Annotated in this window: 19 protein-coding genes and 1 pseudogene; 14 read left to right on the forward strand and 6 right to left on the reverse strand. The window is 63.4% G+C overall.

The genetic code is table 11. The features are described from left to right. Positions 1 to 53: 53 nt before the first annotated feature. Positions 54 to 932: pseudogene (locus JGZ97_RS02015) on the forward strand (RimK family alpha-L-glutamate ligase); the annotation flags it as partial. After that, positions 921 to 1,259 carry a cation:proton antiporter regulatory subunit gene (locus JGZ97_RS18070; RefSeq protein ID WP_370583989.1) on the forward strand — a complete coding sequence of 113 codons (339 nt, stop codon included), beginning with the start codon at positions 921 to 923 and terminating at the stop codon, positions 1,257 to 1,259. The pseudogene JGZ97_RS02015 and the gene JGZ97_RS18070, both read left to right, overlap by 12 nt. Before the next feature lie 153 nt (positions 1,260 to 1,412). Here JGZ97_RS18070 and JGZ97_RS02020 read toward each other — a convergent pair whose 3' ends face one another. The 5 genes from JGZ97_RS02020 to JGZ97_RS02040 all read right to left on the reverse strand — a co-directional run bounded on the left by JGZ97_RS02020 (position 1,413) and on the right by JGZ97_RS02040 (position 8,256). Next, positions 1,413 to 4,181: a sensor histidine kinase gene (locus JGZ97_RS02020; protein ID WP_207060937.1), complete on the reverse strand. Its 2,769-nt coding sequence runs from the start codon at positions 4,179 to 4,181 to the stop codon at positions 1,413 to 1,415. Continuing rightward, the gene (locus JGZ97_RS02025) at positions 4,174 to 4,440 is read right to left on the reverse strand and encodes a hypothetical protein (RefSeq protein WP_207060938.1); all 267 of its coding nucleotides are present in this window, start codon (positions 4,438 to 4,440) and stop codon (positions 4,174 to 4,176) included. The genes JGZ97_RS02020 and JGZ97_RS02025 overlap by 8 nt, the downstream gene beginning before the upstream one ends. 16 nt (positions 4,441 to 4,456) lie before the next feature. Continuing rightward, positions 4,457 to 6,499 carry an exonuclease domain-containing protein gene (locus JGZ97_RS02030; protein ID WP_207060939.1) on the reverse strand — a complete coding sequence of 681 codons (2,043 nt, stop codon included), beginning with the start codon at positions 6,497 to 6,499 and terminating at the stop codon, positions 4,457 to 4,459. A 6-nt stretch (positions 6,500 to 6,505) separates the two neighbouring features. Next, positions 6,506 to 6,877: a response regulator transcription factor gene (locus JGZ97_RS02035; RefSeq protein WP_207060940.1), complete on the reverse strand. Its 372-nt coding sequence runs from the start codon at positions 6,875 to 6,877 to the stop codon at positions 6,506 to 6,508. A 215-nt stretch (positions 6,878 to 7,092) separates the two neighbouring features. Continuing rightward, the gene (locus JGZ97_RS02040; RefSeq protein ID WP_370583978.1) at positions 7,093 to 8,256 is read right to left on the reverse strand and encodes a GNAT family N-acetyltransferase; all 1,164 of its coding nucleotides are present in this window, start codon (positions 8,254 to 8,256) and stop codon (positions 7,093 to 7,095) included. Positions 8,257 to 8,295: 39 nt separating this feature from the next. Here JGZ97_RS02040 and JGZ97_RS02045 point away from each other — a divergent pair, with 39 nt between their 5' ends. Further along, positions 8,296 to 9,660, forward strand: a complete 1,365-nt coding sequence (locus JGZ97_RS02045; protein ID WP_207060941.1) for a deoxyribodipyrimidine photo-lyase — start codon at positions 8,296 to 8,298, stop codon at positions 9,658 to 9,660. A 93-nt stretch (positions 9,661 to 9,753) separates the two neighbouring features. Beyond that, complete coding sequence (locus tag JGZ97_RS02050; protein ID WP_207060942.1) at positions 9,754 to 10,266, forward strand: HIT domain-containing protein; 513 nt, start codon at positions 9,754 to 9,756, stop codon at positions 10,264 to 10,266. Between the two features lie 466 nt (positions 10,267 to 10,732). On the opposite strand, the gene norR is transcribed toward JGZ97_RS02050, so the two are convergent. Further along, entirely contained in the window at positions 10,733 to 12,295 is a 1,563-nt protein-coding gene (gene norR / locus JGZ97_RS02055) for a nitric oxide reductase transcriptional regulator NorR (RefSeq protein WP_207060943.1), read from the reverse strand. 258 nt (positions 12,296 to 12,553) lie between these two features. Between norR and JGZ97_RS02060 the strand changes: the two genes are divergently transcribed. The 10 genes from JGZ97_RS02060 to JGZ97_RS02105 all read left to right on the forward strand — a co-directional run bounded on the left by JGZ97_RS02060 (position 12,554) and on the right by JGZ97_RS02105 (position 21,285). Then, positions 12,554 to 13,000: a cytochrome c gene (locus JGZ97_RS02060; protein WP_207060944.1), complete on the forward strand. Its 447-nt coding sequence runs from the start codon at positions 12,554 to 12,556 to the stop codon at positions 12,998 to 13,000. A gap of 12 nt (positions 13,001 to 13,012) precedes the next feature. Next, positions 13,013 to 14,452: a cbb3-type cytochrome c oxidase subunit I gene (locus JGZ97_RS02065; RefSeq protein WP_207060945.1), complete on the forward strand. Its 1,440-nt coding sequence runs from the start codon at positions 13,013 to 13,015 to the stop codon at positions 14,450 to 14,452. A 113-nt stretch (positions 14,453 to 14,565) separates the two neighbouring features. Continuing rightward, positions 14,566 to 16,392 carry a nitric oxide reductase activation protein NorD gene (locus JGZ97_RS02070; protein WP_207060946.1) on the forward strand — a complete coding sequence of 609 codons (1,827 nt, stop codon included), beginning with the start codon at positions 14,566 to 14,568 and terminating at the stop codon, positions 16,390 to 16,392. Positions 16,393 to 16,514: 122 nt separating this feature from the next. Beyond that, the gene (locus tag JGZ97_RS02075) at positions 16,515 to 17,291 is read left to right on the forward strand and encodes a CbbQ/NirQ/NorQ/GpvN family protein (protein WP_207060947.1); all 777 of its coding nucleotides are present in this window, start codon (positions 16,515 to 16,517) and stop codon (positions 17,289 to 17,291) included. A 2-nt stretch (positions 17,292 to 17,293) separates the two neighbouring features. Then, positions 17,294 to 17,899, forward strand: a complete 606-nt coding sequence (locus tag JGZ97_RS02080) for a cytochrome c oxidase subunit 3 family protein (protein WP_207060948.1) — start codon at positions 17,294 to 17,296, stop codon at positions 17,897 to 17,899. 3 nt (positions 17,900 to 17,902) lie between these two features. Further along, positions 17,903 to 18,187: a hypothetical protein gene (locus tag JGZ97_RS02085; RefSeq protein WP_207060949.1), complete on the forward strand. Its 285-nt coding sequence runs from the start codon at positions 17,903 to 17,905 to the stop codon at positions 18,185 to 18,187. A gap of 220 nt (positions 18,188 to 18,407) precedes the next feature. Then, on the forward strand, positions 18,408 to 19,580 hold the full coding sequence (nirK, locus tag JGZ97_RS02090) for a copper-containing nitrite reductase (RefSeq protein WP_242521480.1): 1,173 nt from the start codon (positions 18,408 to 18,410) through the stop codon (positions 19,578 to 19,580). Positions 19,581 to 19,636: 56 nt separating this feature from the next. Beyond that, positions 19,637 to 20,155 (forward strand): hypothetical protein, encoded by a 519-nt coding sequence (locus tag JGZ97_RS02095; RefSeq protein WP_207060950.1) that lies wholly within the window; start codon positions 19,637 to 19,639, stop codon positions 20,153 to 20,155. Positions 20,156 to 20,163: 8 nt separating this feature from the next. Beyond that, positions 20,164 to 20,778 (forward strand): SCO family protein, encoded by a 615-nt coding sequence (locus tag JGZ97_RS02100; protein ID WP_207060951.1) that lies wholly within the window; start codon positions 20,164 to 20,166, stop codon positions 20,776 to 20,778. Between the two features lie 9 nt (positions 20,779 to 20,787). Then, positions 20,788 to 21,285 carry a copper chaperone PCu(A)C gene (locus JGZ97_RS02105; RefSeq protein ID WP_207060952.1) on the forward strand — a complete coding sequence of 166 codons (498 nt, stop codon included), beginning with the start codon at positions 20,788 to 20,790 and terminating at the stop codon, positions 21,283 to 21,285.

Genomic DNA, 21,285 nt, shown 5'->3' on the forward strand with positions numbered 1-21,285 from the left:
TTCAATTCACAGACGTCAATTCAAATAGATCGGGTAAGTTGAGATAAACCATCATGAAACTCGCGATTTTATCCTGCGCCCCCAAGGCTTACAGCACCCTGCGCCTGCTGGAAGCGGCCGAGGAGCGGGGGCACGTGGCCAAAGTGCTCAATACCCTTAAGTTTTCCATCGACCTGGAACGGGGCTCGCCCAACCTCTACTACCGGCAGAAGCAGCTCAGCGAGTATGACGCGGTGCTGCCGCGGATCGGCGCCTCCATCACCTATTTCGGTACGGCGGTGGTGCGTCAGTTCCAGGAGATGGATGTTTACTGCGCCAATACCGCCCACGGTATTGCCAACTCCCGGGACAAGCTGCGCAGCCTGCAGATTCTCAGCCGTCACCACATCGGTATTCCCAAGACCAACTTCGCCCGCGATAAGAAAGATGTGTTGCCGGCGATCAAGCGGGTGGGGGGCGCCCCGGTGATCATCAAGCTGATCGAGGGAACCCAGGGCATCGGTGTACTGCTGGCCGAGTCCACCAAGTCCGCCGAAGGGATTATCGAGCTGCTGCAGAGCCAGAAACAGAACGTGCTGGTGCAGAAGTTCGTCGCCGAGAGCAAGGGGCGTGACATTCGCGCCCTGGTGGTCGGTGACCGGGTGGTCGCGGCCATGCGCCGGGTCGCCCAGGGGCAGGAGTTTCGCAGCAACGTGCATCGGGGCGGCGTGGCGGAGCCCGTGGAGTTGGATGAGCAATACCGGGAGACGGCGGTGCGCGCCACCCAGATCCTGGGGCTGCAGGTGGCCGGGGTCGACATGCTCGAAGGCAAGGATGGCCCCCAGATCATGGAGGTGAACTCCTCGCCGGGCCTTGAAGGCATCGAAACCTGCACCCAGCTGGACGTGGCCGGCGCCATCATCGACTACATCGCCGCCCAGGTGGACTTTCCCGAGATCGACCTGCGCCAGCGCCTGACCGTCAGCCGTGGCTACGGCGTCACCGAAATCTACGTGCCCGGCGAGTCCACCTTCGTCGGCAAGACCATCACCGACTCGGGGATCCCCGAGCACGATGTTAACGTCCTCACCCTCTACCGGGGCAACAAGGTGATTCCCAATCCCAAGTACTCCCGGGTGCTGGAGCCGGGGGACAAGCTGCTCTGTTTCGGCAAGATGGAGTCCATGCGCAAGCTGATACCGCTCACGGCGCGACGCAAGCGCAAGCCCAAGGTGCAGCAACTGGAGGAGGGACACGAGCCGCCCCAGGGGGATGATTGAAGCGTCGGAGGTTTATCCACGGAAGCTGTGGATAAGGTTGTGGCCAAGCACTGAAGTCAGCGCCCGAGCGCCCGCAGAGCGGGTGACGGGGCGCGGCGGTGATTTTTTAGACGCCGCCGCCGGCGCGTTAACGGCGCATCGCCAACGCCTGCGCTAGGGGCCCGTATCCGCGCCGCTTTGCCGGCGCGGCAGGCTGAAGTAAAAACGGCTGCCGGCGCCGGGCGCGCTGTCCACCCAGATGCGACCGCCATGGTGCTCGATAATCCCCTTGCAGATCGCCAGCCCCAGGCCCGAGCCTTTCGGCTTGCCCTGCTGCTCATCCTCCACCTGCTGAAACTTGTCGAACAGCCGGTCGTGGAAGGAGGCCGGAATGCCGGGGCCGTTGTCGTCGACGCAGACCGTGACCCAGTGGGCGTCCGCCCGCAGGCTGACTTTCACCCGGCCCCGGTTCTCCGGGCAGAACTTGGCGGCGTTGGAGAGCAGGTTGATGACCACCTGCAGGATCCGGTCCCGGTCCATTTTCGCCATCACCCGGGCGTCGGGAAACTCGGTGCGAAGGCGGATGCCCCGCTCCTGGTAAAGCTGGTAGACCGCCTTGGTGGCGTCGTGGACCAGCTGCTTGAGATCGGTGTCGGCCAGGGTCCACTGAAAGTTGTCGGCATCGAGCTTGGCCAGGTCCAGCACATCATTGATGAGTCGGGTCAGGCGCTGGCTTTCATCGACGATGATCTGCAGAAACTCCTGGCGCTTGTCCATTTCCAGGTCCGGCTCGCTGAGCAGAATTTCGGAAAAGGCGCGGATTGAGGTGAGGGGGGTGCGCAGCTCGTGGCTCACGGTGGAGACAAAGTCGTCCTTGAGCCGGTCCAGCTGCTGCAGGCGCTCGTTGGCGGCGCGCAGCTTGGCGGTGGCGGCTTCGTACTGGCGTGTCTTCTCCTCCAGCTGGTGGCTGTACTCCACCACCTGGGAGGTCTCGTCGAGGATATCCATGACGTCGTCGATGTTGAGGGTCTGGCCCTTGTAGAGGGTGGAGATCATCACCCGGGCGCTGGCCGCCCCGATCACCCCGGCGATCAGCCGCTCCCCGTAGCTGACCAGGTGGGTGTGGGGCTCGGCAATGGTCTGATCCTCAAAATTGAACCCCCGTTCCAGGGCAAACTGGTTGAAGGCCCGTTCGGCCGCCTCTTCGCCGGTAAAGCGGGCCACCAGCGCCTTGAGGGAGGCCACGGTGACCGTGCCCCGCCAGACATCGATCCGCCCGCGCCCCGGCTCCACATCCTTGAAGGCGTCCACGAACTCCCTGGCCTGGACCTTTTCGATCAGGCTCGGGTTGCTGTAAAGGGAGACGGTCACCAGCAGGAAAATATTGATCGGCAGGCTCCAGAACACCGCGTGGGTGATCGGGTCCAGTTCGGCAAGTCCGAACAGCGCGTAGGGTTTGAGCACCGCAATGCCGAACAGCCCCTCCTCGACGATGCTGATCGGGAGCCAGCCGGATTTGGCCAGCGCCGGCAGCAGCAGGGTATAGCCCCAGATCACAAAGCCCGCCAGCAATCCCACCAGCGCCCCCTGCCGGGTTGCGCCCTTCCAGTAGATGCCGATGAGGATGGCCGGGGCAAACTGGGCGGCGGCGACGAAGGAGACCAGGCCGATGGAGACCAGGGCGTAGGACTCCCCGATCAGGCGGAAATAGAGGTAGGCCAGCAGCAGGATGACGAGGATGCTGCCACGGCGAATCCGCAGCACCCAGCGGCTCAGGTCGCCCTCGGGCAGCAGTCCCTTGGCCTCCTCCTGGCGGCGGGTACGCAGCAGTGTGGGGAGAATCAGCTCGTTGGAGATCATGGTCGCCAGGGCGATGGTGGCGACGATGACCATGCCGGTGGCCGCCGATACGCCGCCGATAAAGGCGAGCAGCGCCAACCCTTCGGCCTGCTGGGCCATGGGGAGGGTCAGCACGAAGGTATCGGGGTCGACGCTGCCGTCAAGCAGAAGCAGGCCGCCCAGGGCCAGGGGGAGCACAAAGATATTGATCAGCAGCAGGTAGAGGGGAAACAGCCAGCTGGCCTGTCGCAGGTGCTCCTCGTTGACGTTTTCCACCACGGCGACCTGGAACTGGCGGGGTAGAAAGAGAATCGCCGACATGGAGATCAGCATCAACGAGAGCCAGCTGGCGTAGCCGCCGGGCAGGGCCTCGAGGGTTAGCAGTTTCGCCAGCTCGGGGTCGTGCGCTGCTTGCCGGAAGATGTCGCCGGGACCGTCGAACAGGTGAAAGGTGACGTAGAGACCGACGGCGAGAAAGGCCACCAGTTTGAATATCGATTCAAAGGCGATTGCCGCCACCATCCCTTCATGGCGCTCGGAGACATCGATATGCCGGGTGCCGAACAGGATGGTGAAGGCGGCCAGCAGCAGGGCGATGTAAAACGCGGTGTCGTGCCAGAGCAGGGGGCTGCTGCCCACGGGAACCTCGAGGGCCGGGTAGCCCTGCAGCAGGATGAAACTGTTCGACACCGCTTTGAGCTGCAGGGAAATGTAGGGAAGAATGCCCACCACCGCGATCACTGTCACCAGTCCTGTGAGCTGGGCGCTCTTGCCGTAGCGTGAGCCGATAAAGTCGGCGATGGAGGTGATCCTCTGGCGGCGGGAGATATGGACGATTTTGCGCAGCACCAGCCACCAGAGCGCCGCCATCAGGGTGGGTCCCAGGTAGATGGGCAAGAATCCAAGGCCCGTCTTGGCGGCCCAGCCGACGCTGCCGAAGAAAGTCCAGGCGGTGCAGTAGACCGCGATGGAGAGGGTATAGATGTAGGGGTTGGCGATCAGCGAGCGCCCCTGCTTGGCGCGGTGGTCGGCGACGAAGGCGATGGCGAACAGCAGCCCCAGGTAGAGGGCGATGGTGACGACCACCACGGGTGTGCTAAGCACCGCGGTTCCCGCGCGCCTTGTCGGTCCCTGTCCGCGGTCGGACGGGGGAATCGCCCTCGTCCACCGGGCCGGGGTGGAGCAGGAACCGGACGGTCAGGATGAACACCAGCCAGAGCACGAACAGGTAAAGGAACAGGGGCGGGATGTCCGCCACCAGGTGCTTGGAGTCAAACAGGGACAGCCAGGGGTAGTTGAGCAGCAGCAGCAGGGTGGTGGCGGCAAAGGGTAGCAGGGGGGCGCGGCTGACTGGGGCTTTCATGGCAAATCCTCCGGGCTCAGCGGTACGCCTCCAGGGCGTCGCGCAGGGTGATGATGCCGCGGGCTTCCAACAGGTCGATCTGGGAGAGCAGGATGCGGGCGGTGGCGAGGCTGTCGCCGAGGGCGGAGTGACGCCCCAGGATATCGATGCCCAGGCGGTTGGCGATGCCATCCAGGGACTGGTCCACCTCCTGGCCGTGCAGGCACACCGAGAGCATCAGGGTATCGAGAATGGGGTTGGTGAAGTAGGCCCCGGACTGGGCCTCGCGACGGCGGATGAAGGCCAGGTCGAACCAGGCATTGTGCGCCACCAGCACCGCGTCCTTGGCGTAGGCCTTGAAGCGGGGCAGCACTTCGACGATATCGGGCGCGTCCTTGACCTGCTCGTCGGTAATCCCGTGGTAGCGGATCGAATCCCGGGGGATGGGGCGGCCCGGGTTGACCAGTTCGTTGAAGTTCTCGTCGGGCAGGATGCGCTGGTTGACGATGCGCACGGCAGCGATGGAGACCACTTCGTCGCCGGACTCGGGGTGCAGGCCGGTGGTTTCGGTATCGAACACCACGAAGTCGAGCTGGCGTAACGGGCGTTCCATCAGGGGGCCGTGGCGGTCACGCTCCTCGAACAGGTTGAAATCGTAGATCATGGGCCGGGTCGGCAAAGGCGGGGCGGCATCTTCGGCCGACTGCTCGGGCGCGGGCAGCGGCAGGCGCACCTGGGCCCGGCTCTCCAGTCGCGGATGGGGCTGGCTCCAGAGTTCGCTGCCCAGTTGTTGCAGCAGCTCGTCCGCCGAGGGTTTGCCCACCACCTGCCCGAGGGTCGCCGCGCGGCAGGCCTCCAGCTCCGAGGTGCTCAAGGCCCGGCCTGACCAGGAAAGATCCAGGTAGACCCCCTGGCCGCCGCCGCTGGCTTCCACGTCAAAGGCCTGGACTTCGAGTTTGTCGGCGACAAAGCGGGTGATGTGCTCCAGGAGCGCCACCAGCGCGTAGCTGTCGGTGGTGAGCCACTGGGGAATGCCGGTCATGGTCACAGCCAGCGGGTCCTCGTCGCCGAAACGGCGGGTGAGGAGGTGGATCAGGTCGGCGGAGTAGATGTCCGCCAGTTGCCATTTCTGGCCCACCAGGGTGCGCTCGTTGCCGGCCAGCTCGGCCACCTGCTCACTCAACCGCTGGCTCTCATCATTGATGACCTGGACGAAGGCGCGGCGCTGTTCGGCGCCCATGTCGCCGTAGTCGGTCACGGCTTCGGCGGCGGCGCGCAGGCTCGCCAGGGGCCGGCGCAGCGCCTCAAGGGTGGCGCTGAAGAGGCGGTCCCGACGTTGCAGGGTCTGCTGGCGGGCGGTGACGTCCTCAAAGGTGAGGACGAAGCCCCTGCCCAGTCGGGAGGGGCTGCCCTGGTGCTCGTCAACGGCGCGCAGCAACCCCAGGCGGCAGTTGAGCAGCAACTCCCGGTCCACCACCGCGCTGATAAACTGGGCGTCCTGGCAGTCGGGGCTGTTGAGCCGGTCCAGGGTGTGTTCGATGGGGGTGCGCGGGAGCAGGTCGTAAAGCAACCGCCCCAACCCCAGCGCCGGGTGTTGCTCCAGCACCCGGTGCGCCGCCGGGTTGTAGAGCAGGATGCGGGCGTCGGTGTCGCAGACGATGACGCCTTCCTCGAGCCCCTGGATCACCTGCTCGAGGCGGCGACGCTGCAGTTCTGCCCGCTCGGCGCCGGTGCGCAGGGCGCTGGCGATCTCGTTGCGCCCACGGGCAATTTCGTCCCCCAGGGCGTGAATCTGCTCGGGCAGCCGGCCCAGCAGGTGGTGGCGGGGAAGCTCCAGGTCGTGGGCCGCGTGGGTCTTGAGGATGATTTCGTTACCGCGCTCAAGCCCGCGCAGGGGCCTGAACAGGCGGCTACGCAGCCACCCCGCGCAGACCGCCTGCAGCAACAGCATCAACGCTGCGGCGCCCAGCAGTGCGGCGAGGGCCTGTCCCTGTTCAAGGCGAAGCCAGAACGCCGCCCCCGCGACGACCAGAAGTTGTGCGCCGAAGAGGGTGATGACAAGTGTTCTGAGGGGCTTCATGGTCGCTCAGTCGGCGGGAAGCAGGGACTGGATCTTGGTCATCAGCTCCTGGTTGGAAAAGGGTTTGGTCACGTAGTCGTCGGCGCCCAGGGCCAGCCCTTTCTCCCGTTCCACATCGCGCCCCTTGGCGGTCAGCAGGATGATCCGGATCTCCTGCCAGGCAGGATTGGCACGTATTCTTTCGCACACTTCGTACCCGTTCATCTTGGGCATGTTGATGTCCAGCACCACCAACGCCGGCTGTAGTGCCGTCACCTGGGTCAGGGCCTGTTCACCGTCGCAGGCGGTGGCCACCGTGTAGCCGGCTCTCTTAATCAGAAACTCCAGGGACAAGAGGATGTTGGGCTCGTCATCCACCAGCAGAACCTGCGCCTTCATCTGTCGACTCCCGCCTTGTCGCTCACTCGTTTTCGCCTCGTCAAACCGCTACCGTGGCGGTAGATCAAGTTGCTGTTTTTCAAAGATAGTTGACGTGGGGGGAGTTTGCGTCGAGGGTCGGAATATCCCTCGTAATCAACCGTTAGCGGGGGGCGGGGGCGCGTCAGTGGGTGGGCTTGCAACGGGGTGCTAGAGCTAGGGCTGCCCAGAAACCGTCAAAGGTCGCATTTAAAGGGCAGGTAGGTGCGGGCCTCCTCGCGGTAGGCGGCGATGTGCTGCCGTTCCCGGCGCAGCCAGGCGGCCACGGCCGCCGATAACCCGGGGTCGCGCAGCCAGTGTAAGGAGCGGGTGATCACCGGCTCAAAACCGCGCAGCAGCTTGTGCTCGCCCTGGGTTCCGGGATCGAAGTAGGCCAGCCGCTTCTCAATGGCGTATTCGATGCCCTGGTAGTAACAGGTTTCGAAATGCAGGCAGTCGATGGTCGGGTCACCGCCCCACCAGCGCCCGTAGAGGCCGCGCGCGCTCTTCAAAAACAGGGCGCAGGCCACCGGCTGGCGCTCGGTTTCCGCGCAGACCAGCATCAGGTGCTCGGGCATCCAGTCGCGCAGGTGACGGAAGAAACCGGCGGTGAGATAAGGCGTCTGCCCCCTGACGTGGTAGGTCTGACGGTAGAAACGGTAAAACCGCTTCAGCAAGGCGTCGTCGATCTCCGCGCCTTCCACCCGGCGTAGCCGCACCCCCTGTTCATGTACCTTGCGCCGCTCGCGCCGGATCCCCTTGCGCTTGCGGGAGGCGAACCGGGAGAGGTAGTCGTCGAAATCCTGGTAATCACGGTTGTGCCAGCGGAACTGGCATCCATGGCGCTCCAGCAGGTGCATGTCCCCGGGAGCCGCCGCCTTTGCCTGTTCGCTGGTTCGGGTGTCCGCGAACAACAGGTGCCAGGAAGAGGCGCCCTGGTGCTCGGCCTCGGTTTGAACCGCTTGCAGCAGCCTGCGGACGTCGGTGGCGGACCCATAACCCAGCCGCGGGCCGCTCGCGGGGGTGTAGGGGACCGCGGTCACCAGCTTTGGGTAATAGTCGATGCCGTAGCTCGTGGCTGCCCGGGCCCAGCTCCAGTCAAACACGTATTCGCCGTAGGAGTGCGTCTTGAGATAGAGCGGGAGCGCGGCCTCGGCGGTCGCGCCCAGCGCAATATGGGCCGGCTCCCAGCCCTGGACCGGACCGACGCTGTCCGACGCCTCCAGGGCCTGCAGGTAGCGCTGATCCAGGAAAGGTGCGCCCTGGGGGAAAAGGCGTTCCCACTGGTCGCGAGCGATGGCCGTAATGTCACTCAGGCGCCGGTACTGGTCGCGAATGTCGGCTTCCACTGACGAGTTCACCCTGGGCTATCCTTCAAAAAATCCCTCAGGCTAATGAGTATGGCCGGCTACCAACGTTCACTTTTTCTTTTTCGCCGGGATCTGCGCCTTGACGACAACCGGGGGCTGAACGCCGCCCTGGTAGGATCGGAGGAGGTCCTGCCGGCCTTTATTCTCGATCCACGCCAGCAGGCGCCGCACCCCTATCGCAGTGAGCCGGGGCTGGCCTTCCTGTTCCGGGCCCTTGCGGCGCTGGATCAGGCGCTGGGAGAAAAGAGTGGCCGCCTGCACTGCTACCGTGGCGATCCTGAATCTCTGCTCGCCAGCCTGGTGGAGCGCCTGGGCATCGACGCCCTGTTTGTGAACCGGGATTACACCCCCTTCAGCCGGGACCGGGATGCGGGACTCGCCCGGGCATGCCGGTCGCTCGGCATTGGATTTCACCCCTTTGCCGATGCGCTGCTGACCGAGCCCGAGGAGATCGCGAAAAGCGACGGCAGCGCCTACCGGGTCTTCACCCCGTTTTACCGCCGTGCCCGCCAGCTCCATATCGATGCGCCGGAAGCGATGCCCGAGGGGCGCTGGCTGAGCGACGCCGCCGCCGAGGAACTGCCCCGCGACCCTGCATTGGCCGAACGCTGGCCGATGACCGCGGCAGGCGCCAAGGCGGCCGAGGATCAACTGGCACGGCTGGATGAGCTCGGCGACTACGACAACCAGCGCGACCTGCCTGCCATCAATGGCACCAGCGGCCTCTCGCCGGCGCTGAAGTTTGGCACCTGCTCGGTGCGCCGGGCCTACCACCGGGCTTGTGAGGCCCTGGGCGCTGACCACTCGTTCGTCCGGCAACTCTACTGGCGGGACTTTCTTGTCCACGTCGCCTGGCACTGGCCCCACGTGTTTGAGGGCGCCTTTGACCGCCGTTTTGATGCCCTTGAGTGGAATAACGACGAGGCGGCATTTGAGCGCTGGTGCGAAGGGCGCACCGGCTTTCCCCTGGTGGACGCCGGTATGCGTCAGCTCAATCGCAGCGGCGAGATGCACAATCGGTTGCGAATGGTGACCGCCGCGTTTCTGGTCAAGGACCTGCATATCGACTGGCGGCGCGGCGAGGCCTACTTCGCCCGCAAACTGGTGGATTACGACCCCTGCCTCAACAACGGTAACTGGCAATGGGTGGCGTCCACGGGCTGCGATGCCCAGCCCTGGTTCCGGGTGTTTAATCCCTGGCGTCAGCAGCGCCGCTTCGACCCGCAGGCAGCCTATATCCGTCGCTGGGTGGACGAACTCGCCGAGCTGGAGCCCGCGCAGATTCACGGGCTGGAAAAGGGCGGGGCGATCGAGGGTTATCCGGCGCCGATGGTGGACCATCGCGAGGAGGCGGAGGAGACCAAGGCCCGTTATCGCCGGGCGGCCCGTGGCTGAGCGGCGCCCGGGGTGCGCCTGTTGCGTGCCAGCTGAATCCCGTGCTTATACTACCGGCTGATAGTTCAAAGGGCGCGCAAGAGGATAGTGGCGATGGATGACTTGGAACTTGATGATCAGGCCCACCTGCTGGACCCGGAACTGCACCGGTTTGGCCTGGACCCGCAACTGGCAGCGGATACCCTGTTGCTGGGGACTTTCCCGCTCTGTGATCTGCTGCTGATGAAGGATGCCAACTACCCGTGGTTTATCCTGGTGCCGAGGCGCCCGGACGTCACGGAAATTCACCACCTGGGTGAAGAGGATCAGCGCATGCTGATGCGCGAGTCCAGCGTACTATCGCAGAATCTGGCGGATATTTTCGCCGCCCATAAGATGAATGTCGCCGCTCTGGGTAACGTGGTGCGCCAGCTCCACATCCACCACGTGGTCCGTTACGAGGGCGATCCCGCCTGGCCGGCCCCCGTCTGGGGTAAGCACACCGCCAAACCGTACAGCCAGGATCAGATCGAGGAGATCAGGCAGCGGGTCTGTACCTTGCTGGAAGACCGCGGCCAGTTTCAGCGCGCCGGTGACGCGAAACCTGTGCCAGAAAGCGGCAAGTGAGTTGAAAATAACTCCAGCTCAATTGGTTGTAATTCGGGCAGTGAGGACTAAGGTTTAACCACGCTGCCGGTTTTGACAAAAACCAACGGATTGGTAAGCGTATGTTTCCAAGCGGCTCAGGATGGCCCCTATGACGATATTTCTCTGGATAATGACCGCGGTCGCCCTCTATCTGCTAGCCTCCGCATCCATGGACCTTTCTGGCCTTTACCGCCAGCTTATGGGAGGCCGGTCTCACAAAGCCGTGGCCTCCGGCCCCAAAGACGGTTCCTGAAAAAGACGGTTCCTGAAAAAAGACGGTTCCTGAAATCTGAAAGCCCCGTTCCTATGCAGGGAACGGGGCTTCTCTTTGTTTGTCTCTCCTCCTCCTCTCTGTTTTTTTTCCTTCTATCTTCGCGTTGTGCGGTGGCTTGCCACTTGTCCGATCGCGGCGGACTTTAAATCGCCCGATCATCCCTGCATCCCCTCAGCGCAGTGCCAGTCGTTTTAACAGCCGGGAGAAATTGCTCCGGTTGACGTTCAGCTCCCGGGCCGCCGCTGCCTGATTGCCTTGATGGCGGCTCAGTACTTCCCTCACCAAATCTTTCTGAAACTGATCAACCGCTTCGCTCAAGGCCACTCCCGGGGGCAATTGAAACGCCGACTCGGGGTGGACGCGCTCTGCATCCGGAAGAACTGTGGCCGGCAGGGCTTGTGGCGCGATATCCAGTTCCGTGGGGTGGAGAATGATGGTGCGGCTGTCCCGTCCCTGGGCGGCGATCGCTTTCAAGGCCGCGCGGCTCAACAGGTGCTCAAGCTCGCGGACATTGCCTGGCCAGTCGTAACTGAGCAGGGCGCTCTTGGCCGCATCCGAGAGTCGCAGCCCCTGGACCCCGAGGCGGCGCTGGCTGCTCTCCAGCAGGTAGCCGGCGAGGAGGAGGATGTCGCGGCCCCGGTCCCGCAGGGGAGGAACGTTGACGGGGTAGACGCTGAGGCGGTGGTAGAGATCGGCGCGAAACCGCCCCTCGGCGACCTCCCTTTGCAGGTCGCGATTAGTGGCGGCGACGACCCGTACATCGACCTTCACCGCGTTGTCGCTCCCCACCCTCTGCAGGTCGCCGTTCTGCAACACGCGCAGCAGCTTGGCCTGGATCGAGAGGGGCAGTTCCCCCACCTCATCCAGGAACAGGGTGCCGCCGTCGGCAATTTCGAACTTGCCCGCCCGGTCGGCGACGGCCCCGGAAAAGGCGCCGCGCACGTGTCCAAACAGCTCGCTCTCGGCGATGTTTTCCGGCAAGGCCGCGCAGTTGACCTGGACCAGGGGCTCCTGGGCCCGGGGGGACTGGTGGTGTACCTGGCGGGCTACCAGCTCCTTACCTACCCCGGTTTCTCCCAGTACCAGCACGGTGAGGTGGGACCGGGCGACGACCGCGATCTCCTGCCGGAGCTGCTTGATCGGTTCGCTGTCACCGATGATCTCCAGGGTCGAACTCTCTTCGGCCAGGGCCTTGGCGACCCGGTGTTCGCGTTCGGCCCGGGCGGCGAGCTTGTCCATGCGTTCGGCGGCTTTCACCGTGGCCTCGGTGAGGCTGATAAAGGTCTGCAGCTCCAGGGGATCGATGCCGTCAAAAGTACCCGGCTGCATCGCATCGAGGGTCAGTACCCCCCAGGGATGCCCGTCGATGTGCAGGGCGAACCCCATGCAGTCGTGCACGTGCAGCTGCTGGTCGTCGTTCTCCACCAGCCCGTCATAGGGGTCGGGCAGGTCGGAATCGGCCGGGAAGCGCACCGGTTCTCGCGCCGACAGCAGGCGCGCCAGGCGGGGGTGTTCGGCCACGACAAAGCGCCGCCCCAGGGTGTCGTCGCTGAGGCCGTCGACCGCCAGGGGTTTGAGGTGGTCGTCCTGGCGCTGCAGCAGGGCCGCCGCGTCGCAGGGAAAAATCCGCAGCATGGCCTCCAAGAGGCGGCGGTAGCGCCTGGGCGCCGGGAGGTCCCGGGACAGGTCTTCGACGATAGAGGTGAGGCTGTGGAAAAAGGCGGGTGTTGTCATTGTGACTCCTTGTTGTCATTTGGACAGCATAGCGGCTGCTGTCAAAAAGACAACAAAAATAAAAAATTCAATAAAAACATATAAATAAAATCTGGCACGTTTCTTGGTATAGGGAGGGCACAGGTTAAAAAATACGAGGAGCCACCATGACATACCACCAAGCCAGTGCTTCTGGCATTCCCGATCCGCACCCCGTCGGGGCGGAACGGTTGAGCACGACAACCGCCGACGTCTTTTTCAACGGAATAGGAGTACACCATGGCTGACAGCTTCAACAAAGGCATGGCCAGAAACATCTACTACGGCGGGGGCGTGTTCTTTTTCCTGCTGCTGGTGGGGCTGACCTTCGACACCATGCTCGAGTTGCCCAAGCGCGACCACCGGGAAAACATCACCCCGGCGGTGGCCAACGGCAAGGCGATCTGGGAAGACAACAACTGCATCGGCTGCCACAGCCTGATGGGCGAGGGCGCCTACTTTGCCCCGGAGCTGGCCAACGTTTACGACCGTTACGGCCAGGGCAGCGAGGAAACCTTCACCCAGTTTCTGCAGGCCTGGATGGCGATGCAGCCGCTTAAGACCGAGGGTCGGCGGCAAATGCCCCAGTTCCACCTGACGGAGTCCGAAGTGAATGATCTGGCTGCGTTCCTGATCTGGACGTCGCGGATCAACGATAACGACTGGCCGCCCAACAAGCAGGGTTAAGAGGGGGATTTCATGAAATTTCAATCACAAGCGGTGGCGAAGCCGTACTTTATCTTCGCCCTGGCCCTCTTCGCCGGCCAGATCCTGTTTGGCCTGATCATGGGCCTGCAGTACATCATCGGCGACTTTATGTTCCCGTACCTGCCGTTCAACGTCGCGCGTATGGTTCACACCAACCTGCTGATCGTCTGGCTGCTGTTCGGCTTTATGGGGGCGTCCTATTACCTGGTCCCCGAGGAGTGCGACACCGAGCTGCACAGCCCCTGGCTTGCGCGGGTGCTGTTCTGGGTGTTCGCCGCCGCAGGCGTCGCCACCATCCTCGGTTACCTGCTGGTGCCCTATGCCGAGCTGGCGGAAATCACCTACAACCACCTGCTGCCGACCATGGGCCGGGAGTTCCTGGAGCAGCCCACCATCACCAAGATGGGGATCGTGGTGGTCTGCCTGGGCTTTATCTTCAACATCGGCATGACCATCCTCAAGGGGCGTAAGACCGTCATCAACATGGTGCTGATAACCGGTCTGATCGGGCTGGCGGTGTTCTTCCTGTTCTCTTTCTACAACCCGGACAACCTGGTGCTGGACAAGTTCTTCTGGTGGTGGGTCGTACACCTCTGGGTCGAAGGAGTCTGGGAGCTGATTCTGGGCGCCATCCTGGCCTTCACCCTGATCAAGGTCACCGGCGTTGACCGGGAAGTGATCGAGAAGTGGCTCTACGTGATCATCGCCATGGCGCTGATCTCAGGCCTCATCGGCATGGGCCACCACTACTTCTGGATCGGCCCGGGTGAATATTGGCTGTGGCTGGGTTCTATCTTCTCCGCGCTGGAGCCGATTCCGTTCTTCATGATGGTGCTTTTCGCGTTTCGCATGGTGAGCCAGCGCCGTTACGAGCACAACAACCGCATCGCCACCACCTGGGCGCTGGGCTGTGCCACCATGGCGTTCCTGGGCGCCGGTGTATGGGGCTTTATCCATACCCTGGCACCGGTGAACTACTTTACCCACGGCTCGCAGATCACCGCCGCCCACGGCCACCTGGCCTTCTTCGGCGCCTACGCGATGATCGTGTTGACCATTATCTCCTACGCCATGCCGATCATGCGCGGCCGCCCCCAGGGCAACCCGGCGTCGGCGCAGACGGTGGAGCGGTTCGGATTCTGGGCCATGTGTCTGAGCATGCTGGGGATCACCCTGGCCCTCACCGTGGCCGGTGCCTACCAGGTGGCCCTGCAGCGCCTGCCCGAGGACAGCCTGGCGCTGAGCTTCATGATGACCCAGGAGAAGCTGATTCCCTTCTACTGGGTGCGCCTGGGCTTCGGGTTGATCTTCTTTGCGGGGCTCGTGGCCTATTTCGCCAGCTTCTTCGTCGGCGGCAAAACCGTCAGTGACGAAGAATCCCTGGTCGAGGGTGAAGCCCGACCGGCGGTCTGCTGCGGCAGCTGTAGCTGATCCGTCAGGCGGGGACCATGGGTCCCCGCCTTCATCCCGCTTCGATTCTTTAGCTCTGTGCCCGACGGATGCAGAGCTAAGGGGTGGAACCCAACCGACAGTGAGACCGAACCATGGAAGAATTTGTAGGCGAGCTCTGGCACAAGCTGATCACCCGCCAGGCCCGTACCGATTTTGAGGCGGCCCGGGTGCAGCTCAGCGAGCTGCAAACGCAGCTGGGCCTCTATTTTCGTGCCCTGGGTGGCGATCCCGGTAAGGGATTGGAAGGGGCCGATTCCCGGCTGCTGGAGACCCGGCGTCGTCTGGTGCAGCGGCTCGCCGGCACACACCGTCGGTTTCCGGTCTGCTGGCAGGACGAGCGCAGCCTGCGGCTGCCCCCCAGCATCGCCTGCTTTCCCGAGGCCGAGCTGAATACCTCCCTTTACTTCTGGCTCACCGCCCTCAGCGCCCAGCTGCCCCGTATCGGTCACTGGTTCGTGGATAACCAGCGGGCCACCCTGGCATTGCTGGAGAAACGGCCGGGCCTGGCTGAAGGGTACTGGCGTCTCGCCGACGCTACCCTGGTCTCCCGGCCTTCACTGGACACCCTCCAGGGTGCCGAGCGGGAGCGGGAAATGGTGATCCAGCAGGCCATCCGCCAGCCGGGCTCCGTGGACCGCCTGCCCCTTGCCAAGGGGGATCCGCTGCCGGTGCCGCTCTGGGTCTATCCGGCGCCGCTGCGCGCCCTGGCGCCGAGCACCCGGGATGACCTTGAGGATCAGGGCGACGGTAGCCGTGCCGAAGAGAGTCTGGAAGGGAGTCGCAAGCAGGCCGAGCGCTTTGACGACAGTAAGCAGACCGACGGGTTGCTGGTGTTCAAGCTCGAATGCCTGTTCAGCTGGGCCGAGCAGGTGGAGCTGGATCGTTGCCAGGAAGAGAACCTGGAGGAGGACCCGGGCTCGGCGGCAGAGGACCTTGACATCATCAGCCTCTCCCGGCAGCGTCGGGCCGGCGCCGCCCGCATCAAGTTCGACCTGGATCTGCCGGCGCCCCAGCAGGATGACCTGCCGCTGGGGGAGGGCATTCGGCTGCCGGAATGGGATCACCGCCGCCAGGCGCTGATCAACGATTACTGCCTGCTGCAACCCATGCTGGCCGATGACGCGCTGCCCGCGCCGCTGCCTGAACACCTGCGCCGTCAGGCCCGCCAGCTCAAGGACCGTTTTGCCCTGCTGCGCCCCGAGCGGCGCATGCAGCGCCGTCAGCCCCAGGGGGAGGAGATCGACCTAGACGCCTGGATGGAGTTCTGTACCCAGCCCACGCGTGCCGAAACCTGTCACAACCTCTACTTGGACCGCAGCCAGCCTCACCGGGATCTGGCCTGCCTGTTGCTGGCGGACCTCTCCCTGTCCACCGAGGCGGGGCTTGGGGGCGATCAGCGGGTGATCGATGTGATCCGCGACAGCCTGGTGCTCTTCGCCGAGGCGCTTTCCGGCAGCCGCGACCCTTTTGCGATCTACGGTTTCTCTTCGATCAAGAACAAGCAGGTACGTTACCAGCTGCTCAAGAATTTCGGTGAACGCTACGGCGACGAAGCCCGGGGTCGCCTGCTGGCTATCAAGCCCGGGTTTTATACCCGTATGGGCGCGGCAATCCGCCAGTCAACGGCGGTGCTGCAGACCCAGAAGGCATCGCAGCGACTGCTGCTGATCCTCTCGGACGGCAAGCCCAACGATATCGACCGTTACGAAGGCCGCTACGGCATTGAAGATACGCGCCAGGCGGTGCTGGAGGCACGCCAGCAGGGGCTGCAGCCCTTCTGCGTCACCATTGATGATGCCGGTAACGACTATTTGCCGTACCTGTTCGGTGACCGCGGTTACACGGTGATCAGCGACCCGGACCGGTTGCCGGTCATGCTGCCCAGGCTCTACCTGAACCTCACCGGGAACGGGCGGTGAGACGCGACCCGGGAGCTCGATGCGTTTTATACCGTTATCTTAATGGGAATAACCGGCGCTACGGCGCCCTGAACAGCATTAATCGGACAGGCGAGGCCGTGCGCCCGCCTCAGGAGTAATCCATGTCGAAAGAGCGTCACTACCTGCCCAAGGGGCGGGAAATTGAAATATTCACCCTGGCCGCCGAGAACCGGTTGCCGGTGCTCATCAAAGGGCCCACCGGGTGCGGCAAGACCCGTTTTGTCGAACATATGGCCGAGCGGCTGGGACGTCCCGTCTACACCGTGGCCTGCCACGATGACCTCACCGCAGCCGACTTGGTGGGCCGCCACCTGATCGGGGCCGAGGGAACCTATTGGCAGGATGGCCCGCTGACCCGCGCGGTGCGCGAAGGGGGGATCTGTTACCTGGACGAGGTGGTGGAGGCACGCAAGGACACCACCGTGGTGTTGCACCCGCTGTCGGACCACCGCCGGGTGCTGCCTGTGGAGCGCACCGGGGAGATGATCGAGGCGCATCCGGATTTTATGCTGGTGATCTCCTATAACCCGGGCTATCAGAACCTGCTGAAGGGGCTCAAGCCCAGCACGCGACAACGCTTCGTGGCCATGAGTTTCGACTACCCCGACCCCGAGCAGGAGGTGGTGATTGTCTGCCAGGAGTCCGGTGTCGATAAGCAGCAGGCCCAGCAGCTGGTTGCCCTGGGCAACGACCTGCGCCGGCTGAAGGATCATGACCTCGAGGAGGCCGCCTCCACCCGCCTGCTGATCTACGCCGCCCGCATGATCGGTGCCGGCCTCAGCCCCCGGGAAGCCTGTCTTGCCTGCCTGGCGCAACCCCTTAGCGATGAGGCTGAAACCCTGAGCGCTATTGAGCGCCTCATCCAGGCGTACTTCTGATTATGTTGAGCCTCGTCGCCTCGCCGTTGGCACTCGCCGCCGCCGAGAACGCGTCGCGCCGGGCGCCGGCCAATATCGCGGTCTGGATCCTTGTCTGGGCGGAGTTGACCGAGTTCGCGCTCTTCTTTCTGGTGCTGCTGGTGGTGCGTGCCCACAACCCTGACGTGTTTGCGGCCGGCCCGGGGCAGCTCAACACCCTGGCCGGGCTGGTCAACACCCTGCTGCTGCTGACCAGCAGCTTCTGTGTGGCCCGGGGGGTGGCCGCTATGCAGCAGGGGCGGGCGCGTCGCTGTCTGCACTGGCTCGGCGGAACCTTGCTGATAGGTGCGGCCTATCTTGGGGTCAAGGGGTGGGAGTACCAGTGGAATGCCGCTGCCGGGTTCGATTCACGGACCAATGTCTTTTTCACCCTCTATTACTACCTGACCTTCAACCATTTGCTGCACGTTCTGGTGGGCATGTGCACCATCGGCTGGGCCATGGCCCGCACCCATTGGGGGCACTTCAACGCCCGTGAACATGAAGGCCTGGAGGGGGCGGCCTGCTACTGGCACATGATCGATCTGGTGTGGATTCTTATTTTCCCCCTGCTGTACGTATTGAGGTGACCAATGTTGAACCGTGAGTTGCTGGTGTCGGTGTGGCTGTTGTTGCTGGCGGTGACCCTGATCAGCGCCTTGCTGGCGGACGTATCGGCTTCCGGCGCCGTTCCGGTGTTGCTGGTGTGCGCCGCCGCGGCGATTAAGGGGAAACTGGTTGTCGAGTACCTGGTGGGCCTGGCGGGTGTGAAAGGCGCGATACGGCGGAGCATGCTCGCGTACTTTTATGTACTGGCACCGCTGATCGCCCTGGGGTGGTTGTTTCCGGAGGTGGTAATCCGGCTTACATCGCTCTAGGTGAGCAGCGCTTTTGGGCTTCCCCGGCCGTTGAAAGACGGTGCCGGGTGAAGCCCTTTTTTTTCTTTTTTTGGTTCTGTGTGTGCCCTTTAAGGCGCTGATATAAAAAACAAAACCAAAAAACATACTGCTTTTATCGGAATTGATGCGAATCAAGTCGGGAGCCTCGTTTCGCTCCTACACTCGGAGTCAGATTATCGTTAAGCAAGAGGCTAAGAGCATGAAAAAACAGACAACGGATTGCATGGAACCTGAAGGCGTCAGCCGACGCGGTTTTATCGGCGCGACCGTCGCCACGGTGGGCGTTGCGGCTGCGGCCAGCCTGATGAGTTCGCAGGCCGCCGCCGGCAGCCGCCCGGTGGGGGCCGCTGTGCCGGCGGAGGAGATCGGTTCTCTGCGACGAGTAAAGCAGACCCTGGTGCCGCCCCCCTTTGCCCCCGTCCATGACCAGGTGGCTACAGGGGGCCCCAAGGTGGTGGAAGTGCGGATGGTAGTCGAAGAGAAACTGATGGACGTGGACGGCAGCGGCGCCAAGGTCTGGGCCTGCACCTTCAACGGCAGCATGCCCGGGCCGCTGATCGTCTGTCACGAAGGGGACTACGTTGAGTTGACCCTGGTTAATCCGGCTTCCAACCAGCTGATGCATAACATCGATTTCCACGCGGCTACCGGCGGGCTGGGTGGCGGTGCCCTCACCGAAGTTTCCCCGGGCGAGGAGGTGGTGTTGCGGTTCCGGGCCACCAAGGCCGGCACCTTTGTTTACCACTGCGCCCCCGGTGGCCAGATGATCCCCTTCCACGTGGTCAGCGGCATGAACGGCGCCATCATGGTGCTGCCCCGTGACGGACTCAAAGATCCCCAGGGCAATCCGGTCCGTTACGACCGCGCCTACTACGTGGGCGAGCAGGACCTCTACCTGCCCAAGGACGCCAACGGCAAGTACAAGGTCTACGACAGCATTATCATGGGCATGCCGGAAATGCTGGAGGTGATGAAGGGGCTGACCCCCACTCACGTGGTGTTCAACGGTGCCGTCGGCGCTCTGACCGGCAAAAACGCCATGAAGGCCAAAGTGGGTGAGTCGGTGCTGATCGTTCATTCGCAGGCCAACCGTGACACCCGTCCGCACCTGATCGGCGGGCACGGGGACCTGGTCTGGTCCGGCGGCTCGTTCAACGATACCCCCTCCACTAACCTTGAGACCTGGCACATTCCCGGCGGTGCCGCCGCCGCGGCCCTCTACACCTTCCATCAGCCGGGCACCTACGCCTACGTCAACCACAACCTGATCGAGGCGATCCTGTTGGGCGCCGCCGCCCACTTCCAGGTGGAGGGCGCCTGGAATGACGACCTGATGACCCAGGTCAGAGCGCCCGGGCCGATCAAGGCCTGATCCGGTGACGGGGGGAGTGATCCCCCCGCTCAAATTTAATCACCCAGAGGGGAGGGATGGCCGTGACCATCATGCGCTCTGTGGCCTTCGGCCTTTGTTTATGGCTAGGGGGGCTGGTGCTGCCGGCCACGGCCTCGACCATGGACGCCGACACTGCGGCAGCGAGCGCCCGCGAACTGGTCGAACGCTGGCTGGAACTCCAGCATCAGCGCACCACCCAAATTGACGGTTACCGCACGCTGGTGGTCGAACGAGGCTGGGAGATCCAGCTGGTGGAGGGCGAGGCCCGCTCCTTCGCCCAGCTTGAAGCGTTACTCGGGCAGCGTTTCGACGGTCTGAGCGCCAGCCGTTACCGGATCGCTTACTTTAAGACGGCGCCACGCGGGAACGGCCTGCTCCGCGTCTGGGTGGAGCTGGACTGGCAGGGTACGCAGGACGATGGCCTGGCGGCCGTGGCGCGGCTTGATGTGGAGCTCACCCTTGGGGAGATGCCGGATGGCCAGCTGCGAATACGCCGGCTGAGCGAGCGCTATCTTGCGCCGCTGCAGGGTAACGGCGCCCGTATCAAGTGTTAGGAGATTCCATGATCAACAAAGGCATGAAAATCGGCACCGTCTGCCTGCTGTTCTGGTTGGCCTCGTTTGAGGCTACGGCGGCGCTGCCTGTATTGCGCGGGCTCGGCGGTGATTTTTCCGCCATGAGCACCCTGGGCCGCGAGGTGGGGCCTGCGGACTTTCAGGGCCAACCGGTGCTGCTTTTTTTCGGCTACACCAACTGCTCGGATATCTGCCCGGCGACCCTTGGGCATCTTGCCGAACTCACCGGCGACGATGAGGTCGCGGTTCAAGTGCTCTTTGTCTCCGTTGACCCGGAGTACGATACTCCCGCGCACCTCAAGGCCTACCTGGCCCATTTCGACCCCGGCTACATCGGCATCAGCGACCGTCGCGAGCGGATTGACCAGATCGTTGCCTTGTTTCAAGCCCGTTACGACCGCAAGGGTGAGCAGCCGCTGAGCACCGCCTACAAAAAACTCAAGGTTAAGAAAACCGATGGCGACGGTTCGCTCGCCTACCTGTATAGCCACAGTGCCGGTATCTACCTGTTGGATAAACGCAGCCGGGTTCGGGCAACCTATTTCAGTGGTACGCCCATTGCCCAGATGCGGGACGATATCCAGGCACTCAATGATGAATAAGGAGACGGTATGAGCGTGTTCCGTCGAGCTGTGTGGCCTCGGGTTCTGCCGCTGTTGTTAGCCGCTTTGCTCCTCCCCCCGGCGTCGGCGGATTCGAAGATCCATATCGAGGATGTCTGGGTGCGTTCGTTGCCGGCGGTTTCCAAGGTCAACAGTGGCTACATGGTGATCCACAACCACGGTGACGCTGGCGATCGCTTGCTTAAAGTGCGCTCTGATTTGGCCGGGGAGGTCGAAATTCATAAGAGCGAAGAAGTGGACGGCCATTATCGTATGCAAAGGGTACCCGGAATCCCGCTTCCTGCCGGTTCCTGTACGACTTTGCAAAGCGGCGGCTACCACCTGATGTTCAAGGGCATGACCCGGGCTCCGGCGGTAGGCGAGCGGGTTCCCATCTGGCTCACCTTCGAGTCGGCGGGGGATATTCGCGTGGACGCCGAGGTAAGGCCGGTTGGCTCCATTCCGACCGCCAGCGCGCAAGCCAACGGGCACCATCATCGCCATTAG

The sequence above is a fragment of the Motiliproteus sp. SC1-56 genome (genome assembly GCF_017309075.1).
Classification (GTDB): Bacteria; Pseudomonadota; Gammaproteobacteria; order Pseudomonadales; family Balneatricaceae; genus Motiliproteus.

Bases quoted from the DNA above. Each gene is read 5' to 3' on its own strand.
- JGZ97_RS02025 (WP_207060938.1), bottom strand. From the start codon at position 4,440: ATGAAAGCCCCAGTCAGCCGCGCCCCCCTGCTACCCTTTGCCGCCACC.
- JGZ97_RS02030 (WP_207060939.1), bottom strand. From the start codon at position 6,499: ATGAAGCCCCTCAGAACACTTGTCATCACCCTCTTCGGCGCACAACTT.
- JGZ97_RS02035 (WP_207060940.1), bottom strand. From the start codon at position 6,877: ATGAAGGCGCAGGTTCTGCTGGTGGATGACGAGCCCAACATCCTCTTG.
- JGZ97_RS02045 (WP_207060941.1), top strand. From the start codon at position 8,296: ATGGCCGGCTACCAACGTTCACTTTTTCTTTTTCGCCGGGATCTGCGC.
- JGZ97_RS02050 (WP_207060942.1), top strand. From the start codon at position 9,754: ATGGATGACTTGGAACTTGATGATCAGGCCCACCTGCTGGACCCGGAA.
- norR (WP_207060943.1), bottom strand. From the start codon at position 12,295: ATGACAACACCCGCCTTTTTCCACAGCCTCACCTCTATCGTCGAAGAC.
- JGZ97_RS02060 (WP_207060944.1), top strand. From the start codon at position 12,554: ATGGCTGACAGCTTCAACAAAGGCATGGCCAGAAACATCTACTACGGC.
- JGZ97_RS02065 (WP_207060945.1), top strand. From the start codon at position 13,013: ATGAAATTTCAATCACAAGCGGTGGCGAAGCCGTACTTTATCTTCGCC.
- JGZ97_RS02070 (WP_207060946.1), top strand. From the start codon at position 14,566: ATGGAAGAATTTGTAGGCGAGCTCTGGCACAAGCTGATCACCCGCCAG.
- JGZ97_RS02075 (WP_207060947.1), top strand. From the start codon at position 16,515: ATGTCGAAAGAGCGTCACTACCTGCCCAAGGGGCGGGAAATTGAAATA.
- JGZ97_RS02080 (WP_207060948.1), top strand. From the start codon at position 17,294: ATGTTGAGCCTCGTCGCCTCGCCGTTGGCACTCGCCGCCGCCGAGAAC.
- JGZ97_RS02085 (WP_207060949.1), top strand. From the start codon at position 17,903: ATGTTGAACCGTGAGTTGCTGGTGTCGGTGTGGCTGTTGTTGCTGGCG.
- nirK (WP_242521480.1), top strand. From the start codon at position 18,408: ATGAAAAAACAGACAACGGATTGCATGGAACCTGAAGGCGTCAGCCGA.
- JGZ97_RS02095 (WP_207060950.1), top strand. From the start codon at position 19,637: ATGGCCGTGACCATCATGCGCTCTGTGGCCTTCGGCCTTTGTTTATGG.
- JGZ97_RS02100 (WP_207060951.1), top strand. From the start codon at position 20,164: ATGATCAACAAAGGCATGAAAATCGGCACCGTCTGCCTGCTGTTCTGG.
- JGZ97_RS02105 (WP_207060952.1), top strand. From the start codon at position 20,788: ATGAGCGTGTTCCGTCGAGCTGTGTGGCCTCGGGTTCTGCCGCTGTTG.